Genomic DNA, 7,170 nt, shown 5'->3' on the forward strand with positions numbered 1-7,170 from the left:
CAGTATAGTTCTTCCGTGCCATTCCGTGCTCCTTTCAAAGCTCAAAATAGCCGAAACTCTAACTCTCAAAATGGACCCGTTCTCAGGGGGAAGGCCACACAGCGGGTACATATGTGGATTTAAGTTTTAGCGATCACCAAGCGCCGGGTGGGGTCGTCGGTGAATCGAACATGATTTTCATCAATGATCTCGATGAAATGAGAGACTATTTCCATCACGAGAGCACATACTTTCTGTATTGCATCGATGGCAGTGTGAAATTCCGCTACAACCATACCAACTATAATTTATCCAGGGGTGACTGCCTGATGTTTTCTCCTTGCAATACATCAGGAGTATTGAAGGCGAGAGGACTGCCTGCTTGTCTGCTGCGCGTCAGGCTTCGTGGGCAAAAAGCGCCGATGGATTGACCGAGGAATTGCGGCCACCTTTCACTTGACGTTGCTGGTTGGGAATTCGCCATGTCGTGCCGGGGCTCCCGCAGCGCCGGAGGCGTCGAACCTCAGTTCCTGTTGTCCGTTGTTGGCGACTCCGATGAGATGTCATGGGTAGGCTCGAAGGATGGCACGTTGCCCTTGCCTTCGATCCGGTCGCGGTAGAGGACTGCGCGTACCAGAAGCATCAGCGAAACCGGTGTCGTAACCACTATGAAGATCGCGATCAGCACCTCGTGCACGACCGGGCGGGACTGAAGCGCCGAAAAGCAGATCATCGAGGCAAGGAGGATGCCGCCTGCACCCCATGTCGTGCCGAGCGTCGGCGCGTGGACCCGTTGATAGAAGCTGTCAAATCTCACAAGGCCGACTGCGCCCAGCAAGGTGAGGCCGGAACCCAGGATGAGGAAGAACGCTGTAAGCAGGGCAACCCAGACCGGCAGATCGGCAAAGGAGTTCATTCGATCACCTCGCCGCGCATGAGGAACTTTGCCAACGCCACGGTGGATACGAAACCGAGAAGCGAGATCACCAAGGCTGCCTCGAAATAGATCGTGGAGCCGGTGCGGATGCCTATGGTCAGCACCAGAAGCATAGCAGCGACGTAGAGGGCGTCGAAACCGAGGACGCGATCCTGCGCGCGCGGTCCGCGAGCAAGACGCAGCAATGCGCACGCCATGGCGCAGACCAAAAATATCTGCGCGACGGTGACGGCCGAGACAATGATGATGCCGCTCATTCGAAAATCTCCATCAACAGCGCCTCATAGCGCTGCTTGATCAGATCGATCCATGCCTGCTCGTCGACCAGGTTGAGGACATGGATTCGCAAGCGGCCGCTCCCTGCATGATATTCGACCCATGCCGTGCCAGGCGTGCTGGTAATGATGCAGGCGAGTACCGCAAGACCTGTCGGGTCGCGTAACTCAAGAGGAATCATCACGAAGCCGGAGTTGAACTCTTTTCGCCGGCCTCGCAGGATGATGCCTGCGACCTCGATGTTGGAACGCAGCACATCGGCAAGGACGAGCGCGATCAGCTTTGGGATAAGGCCCCAGCGCCGCAGTTGCGGCTTGTCCGGCTGGAGCGCGACCATGGCGCGCGATGCCATGAATGCAACGATACTGCCTAGAACGATATGGCCCGCAGACAACCCATTAAGCAGGAGCCACATAGTCAGCAACGATGCCGTCAGCAGAGGGTAGGGCAGCACGCGGCTCATTGCGGCGCTCCTGATCCGGGACCGGGCACGCGGGGAGCTGACAGCACGTCACGTATATAGTGAGCCGGTGCATGCAGGGATTGCGCGGTCGCGTCCAGGTAGCGCATGGCCGGGCCGCCTTGCACGGTCAGCACAAAGCAAAGAAAGAGCAGCATTGCCACCGGCGCGATTTCGATGAGCCGTACGCGCGGCACTGTTTCGTCAATCGGCGCCCAGAAGGCGCGGATGCCGGTACGTGTCATCGCGATCAGCGCGGAGAGGCCGGAGAGGATGATCACAGTCACCAGCGCCCATGCCGTGCCGGCAACGCTGCCGCCTTGGCCAGGGCCTTCCGGATTTAACAGGGCGCTCAGGATGGCGAACTTGCCGATGAAGCCTGAAAGCGGCGGCAGGCCTGCCAGCAGCAGTGCGCAGCCTGCAAAGCAACTGCCCAGGACGGCAAGCGTGGCGGGAATGGTGACGCCGACCTCTTCTTGGATGTCTTCCTCGTCCATGTCGTCGCCATAGGCTTCCATGGTGACCGCCAAAACGTTGGTGGCCGGGTTCTGTGCCCGTTCGATCAACTCGATCAGGAGGAAGAACGCACTGATGGCGAGGGTCGAGCTGACCATGTAGTAAAGTGCACCGGAGGTGACGGTGATGCTTTCCGTTCCAATTGCCGCCAGTAGCGTGCCGGACGAGACCAGCAGGTAGAATCCGGCGAGCCGTCCCATGGCCTGCGAGGCCAGCACGCCGATTGCGCCGAAAACGATTGTTGCCATGCCGCCGAACAGCAGCCACGAGCCGCCGAAGCCGGAGGATGCACCGGCATCCGCGCCGAACAGCAGCAGCGACAGCCTGAGTATGACGTAGATGCCTACCTTGCTGAGGATGGCGAAGATCGCGGCAACGGGCGCGGCGGCAGCCATATATGCATTGGGCAGCCAGAAGCCGAGTGGCCACATGCCGGCCTTGATAAGAAAGGCGACGCCGAGGATGGCGGCGCCTGCCTGCAAAAGCATCCTGTCGTTTTCAGCCACCTCCGGGATGCGGACAGCCAGGTCAGCCATGTTCAATGTGCCGGTGACGCCATAGATCAGGCTGACTCCGATCAGGAATAGTGAAGCGCCGGCCAGGTTGATGACGATGTAGTGCAGGCCCGTCTTTACCCGCAGCGCACCCGAACCGTAGAGGACAAGCCCGTAGGATGCCGCCAGCAGCACCTCGAAGAATACGAAGAGGTTGAACAGGTCTCCGGTCAGGAATGCACCGTTGAGGCCCATCAGCAAAAGCTGGAACAGCGTGTGGAAATGCGGACCGCTTCGGTGCCAGCGCGCCAGCGAAAACACCAGCGCGGCCGACGCGAGAACGGAGGTCAGCATGAGCATCAGAGCCGAAAGCCGGTCGAGAACCAGGACGATGCCGAACGGAGCAGCCCAGTTGCCGAGCAGGTAGACCCCGGTGGTCGCGGCATTGGCATCCGCCGGGGGAGCATCGGCAAGATTGAGCAGAACCAGTGCAACGAGCGTCAACGCCAGCGTCGAGATGACGTTGATCATTGCCTTCAGCACATGCCGGCGCTCGTCGAACAGAAGCAGGATAGCGCCTGTAACCAGCGGCAGAACGATGGGCACAATGAGGATCTGGTCAATCCAACCCATCAGTTCGGCTCCCTGCCATCGACGTGGTCGCTGCCGGTCAAGCCGCGCGAAACGAGCAGCACCACGAGAAACAGGGCCGTCGTCGCAAAGCCGATGACGATGGCAGTCAGGACGAGGGCCTGCGGGATAGGATCGGCGTAGTCCGCAGGATTGACGGTTCCGCCCGATCCGAGCACCGGTGCCGCGCCGACGCGCAGCCTGCCCATGGAGAAGATGAACAGGTTGACGCCGTAGGATATGAGCGAAAGACCGATGATGACCTGAAAGGTGCGCGGCCGCAGCAGCAGCCAGACGCCGGAGCCGATAAGAACGCCGATGGCAAGCGCGAGCGTAAGTTCCATCACGCGCCTTCCGAAGCTGCTTCGGCGGCGATGCGCGAGGCGCGCAGCCGGCGGATCGACTGGTGGGCAAGGGCAATGAGCATCAGCACCGTTGCGCCCACGACCAGAGAGAAAACGCCAAGGTCGAACAGGGCGGCGGTGGCTGCCGGAACCGCTCCGATCAGGGGCAGTTCCAGATATTGCGAATGCGACGTCAGGAACGGATAGCCGAAAATCCACGAGCCCATTCCGACCAGGGCTGCGAACAGCAGGCCGAAGCCGATCCAATTGACCGGCAGAACCCGAAGCCTGTCTTCGACCCAGACCGTTCCTGCCGCCATGTATTGCAGGATGAAGGCGGCAGCCATCGCTACGCCCGCCACAAATCCGCCGCCCGGAAGGTCGTGTCCGCGAAGGAAAAGATAGGCCGCAAGCACGATGACTACCGGGAACAGCCATTGCATGATGACGGACGGCACGAGCAGGTAATCGCTGACGGTGTCGCCCGCTTCGCGATCAGGCCGGGCTTCGTCGAAGTCCTTCTGGATGCGCTGCTGTTCGGGCCGTTCGACGCTGTCCGGGGCAGGGCGGAAGCGGCGCAGCAAGGCAAACACGGTCAGGGCGACAACACCCAGCACCGTGATCTCGCCGAAGGTATCGAAGCCACGGAAGTCGACCAGGATGACATTGACGACATTCTTGCCGCCGCCTTCGCTGTAGGCGTTTTGGAGGAAGTAGTCGGCGATGGTTGCGGGCGGAGCGCGTGTCATCACGGCATAGGAAATCAGCGTGACGCCCAGACCTACGGTAATGGCTGTGACAAAATCGCGGACACGGCGCAAGCGCGCTCCAATGGTTACGGCATCGGTCGACTTGTCTTCGAAGCGTTTTGGCAGCCAGCGCAGGCCAAGCAAAAGCAGAACGGTTGTCACGATTTCGACCAGCAATTGGGTGAGCGCAAGGTCGGGGGCTGAAAGCCAGAGGAAGGTGAGGCAGGTGACAAGTCCCGCTCCGCCCAGAAGGATCGTTGCTGCCAGCCGGTGGAACTTGGCCTGATAGGCCGCTCCGAGAGCGCAGGCGATGCCGATTGCCCAGATCGCGGCGAAGATCGGATCGGTATTGGTCCAGTTCAGCCGGCCGGGATCGAAGCCGAGGGAATAAAGCGGCCAGAACGCAGCAACGAAAGCCACGAGAACCAGCAGGCGAAGCTGCGGTTGAAGCCGCCGTGTCCCAAGCTGGCTTTCGATGAAACGCGCCCATCGCCAAGAGACGGTGACCATCGCGCGTTCGAAGATGCGCTGGCCTTTCAGTTTGCGAAAGACGGGCGGGCCTTCCTCGCAGCGGGCCAGGTAGCCCTTCAGAAGCAGGTAGAGAATTGCTCCGGCGACCAGCGCCACGACGCTCATGATCAGCGGCAGCGTGAAGCCATGCCATACAGACAGGCTATATTGCGGCGTCGCCGGACTCAGAACAGAGGTAACCGCGGTATGCAGGAACGGCCCGATGGTGAGGCCCGGGACAATACCGACGATCAGGCAGGCCAGCACCAGCAACTGCATCGGAAACCGCATCAGGAACGGGGCTTCGTGCGGCGTGTGCGGCAGATCTTCGGGAGGCGGTCCAAAGAAGACGCCGTGGATGAAGCGGATCGAATAGGCGACCGCGAATGCACTGCCGAGGACCGCCGCATAGGGAGCTGCCGTATCGAGGATCGATATCTGATGCGTTTCGACCGCTTCTGCGAAGAACATTTCCTTGGACAGGAACCCGTTGAGCAGCGGAACACCGGCCATGGCAGCGCTTGCCACCATGGCAAGGGTGGCGGTGATCGGCATGAAGCGGAACAGTCCGCTCAAGCGCCGTATATCGCGCGTGCCGGTCTCGTGGTCGATGATGCCGGCAGCCATGAACAACGACGCTTTGAAGGTCGCATGGTTCATCATGTGGAAGATGGCGGCAACGGCGCCCAGCGGGCTGCCAAGGCTGAGCAGCATGGTGATCAGGCCGAGGTGACTGATGGTCGAATAGGCAAGCAGCCCTTTGATGTCCTGCTGGAAGATGGCGAAGTATGCGCCGAGGACGAAGGACATCATGCCGGCGAGGCCGACCAGCCAGAACCATTCCTGGCTGCCCGCCAGCACCGGCCAGAGCCTTGCCATCAGGAACACGCCGGCCTTCACCATGGTAGCTGAGTGCAGATAGGCCGAGACCGGCGTCGGCGCGGCCATGGCGTTGGGCAGCCAGAAATGGAATGGAAACTGCGCGCTCTTGGTCAACGCACCGAGCAAGATCAGGATGAGTACCGGCACATAAAGTTCATGCGAGCGGATCAGGTCGCCGGAGGCCAGCACCCGCTCGAGATCGTAACTGCCGACGATATGGCCAACCAGAAGCACGCCGGCCAGAAGGGTGAGGCCGCCGATGCCGGTGACGGTCAAGGCCATGCGTGCCCCGTCGCGCGCGCTGGCGTTGTGGTGCCAGTAACCGATCAGCAGGAAGGAAAAGATGCTGGTCATTTCCCAGAAGATGACGAGCAGGATGAGATTGCCCGAAATCACGATGCCGAGCATCGCGCCCATGAAAGCCAGCAGGAAGGAGAAAAACCTCGGAACCGGGTCCTCAGCAGACATGTAGTAGCGTGCATAGAGGACGACGAGAAAGCCGATGGCACTTATCAGCATCGCAAACAGCCAGGCAAAGCCGTCCATTCGCAATGTGAAATTGAGGCCGAGCGTGGGAATCCATTCGAGGTCGGCGCGGATCGCCCCACCAGCGGCGATAGCCGGATATGCCGCTGATGCAAGGATCAGTTCACCCAGTGCGATCGCACCGGCCAGCCAGACTTCGGCGTTGCGGGCATTGGACGGCAAGAAACCAGCAATGAGGCTGCCGACGAACGGCATGACAATCATCAATAACAGCGATGTGTCACCCATCATTCCGTGCAGTTGCTCATATAGAAAATCGGCACCCATTGCCTGATCTCACCCATTATGGTTGACTTGGGCGCAACTCGGCAAGGCATTAATTTGATGAACCTAATTCCGGAGCAATGCCGCGCAGCACGAGGCCTGCTCAACTGCACGCAGGAACAACTGGCGAGCATCGCCGGCGTGTCGCGAAGCACGATCAAGGATTTCGAGTGCCACCGTCATACGCTGCACCGCGCGTCGGAGGATTTGCTCGTCAAGGCGCTGGAGGAGGCGGGAGTGCAACTTTTGTCTTCAGAAAGCGAAGGGCCGGGAGTGCGCCTCAGGCATCACAAGTGACTTTCATCGCTTGATTGCCGGCGCAACCGGCCAAACTTGCGGTCGATCAAACCTCAAGGTCAGCGGCGCGGTGTTGTTGTGATGGGGTAGCCGGCGCCGTTGGGGGCCACGGCGCCGGCTGGCGGCCTGTTTCCAGGCCTGGGGTTGTGCTTTGCCTTTTACGACCTTGGTTTTTCTTTCTTTGGATCGTAGTGGGCGAATGGGACGATTGTGGCGGGCAGGCGCTTCTGGTGTCCGTCGAGCTTGCCGATCCCCTTTTATCGAACGACACCAAGGCGAAGGCCCT

Annotated in this window: 7 protein-coding genes; 1 reads left to right on the forward strand and 6 read right to left on the reverse strand. The window is 60.3% G+C overall.

The genetic code is table 11. The features are described from left to right. Positions 1-502: 502 nt before the first annotated feature. Genes mnhG through ASD50_RS14930 form a run of 6 tightly spaced genes read right to left on the reverse strand, consistent with a single transcriptional unit; the run spans position 503 to position 6,554 of the window. A complete protein-coding gene (mnhG, locus tag ASD50_RS14905; RefSeq protein ID WP_056242777.1) occupies positions 503-895 on the reverse strand; it encodes a monovalent cation/H(+) antiporter subunit G in 393 nt (130 codons plus the stop codon). After that, on the reverse strand, positions 892-1,173 hold the full coding sequence (locus ASD50_RS14910; RefSeq protein ID WP_056242779.1) for a K+/H+ antiporter subunit F: 282 nt from the start codon (positions 1,171-1,173) through the stop codon (positions 892-894). The genes mnhG and ASD50_RS14910 overlap by 4 nt, the downstream gene beginning before the upstream one ends. Beyond that, complete coding sequence (locus ASD50_RS14915; RefSeq protein WP_056242782.1) at positions 1,170-1,655, reverse strand: Na+/H+ antiporter subunit E; 486 nt, start codon at positions 1,653-1,655, stop codon at positions 1,170-1,172. The genes ASD50_RS14910 and ASD50_RS14915 overlap by 4 nt, the downstream gene beginning before the upstream one ends. Then, the gene (locus ASD50_RS14920; RefSeq protein ID WP_056242784.1) at positions 1,652-3,295 is read right to left on the reverse strand and encodes a monovalent cation/H+ antiporter subunit D; all 1,644 of its coding nucleotides are present in this window, start codon (positions 3,293-3,295) and stop codon (positions 1,652-1,654) included. Before ASD50_RS14920 ends, ASD50_RS14915 begins: the two co-directional genes overlap by 4 nt. After that, a complete protein-coding gene (locus ASD50_RS14925) occupies positions 3,295-3,636 on the reverse strand; it encodes a Na+/H+ antiporter subunit C (RefSeq protein ID WP_056242787.1) in 342 nt (113 codons plus the stop codon). The genes ASD50_RS14920 and ASD50_RS14925 overlap by 1 nt, the downstream gene beginning before the upstream one ends. After that, the gene (locus ASD50_RS14930) at positions 3,636-6,554 is read right to left on the reverse strand and encodes a monovalent cation/H+ antiporter subunit A (RefSeq protein WP_056242789.1); all 2,919 of its coding nucleotides are present in this window, start codon (positions 6,552-6,554) and stop codon (positions 3,636-3,638) included. Before ASD50_RS14930 ends, ASD50_RS14925 begins: the two co-directional genes overlap by 1 nt. A 93-nt stretch (positions 6,555-6,647) precedes the next feature. On the opposite strand from ASD50_RS14930, the gene ASD50_RS14935 reads away from it, so the two are divergent. Next, positions 6,648-6,884: a helix-turn-helix domain-containing protein gene (locus ASD50_RS14935; protein WP_082549690.1), complete on the forward strand. Its 237-nt coding sequence runs from the start codon at positions 6,648-6,650 to the stop codon at positions 6,882-6,884. Positions 6,885-7,170 lie beyond the last annotated feature (286 nt).

The organism is Mesorhizobium sp. Root552 (assembly GCF_001427285.1).
Lineage (GTDB): Bacteria > Pseudomonadota > Alphaproteobacteria > Rhizobiales > Rhizobiaceae > Mesorhizobium.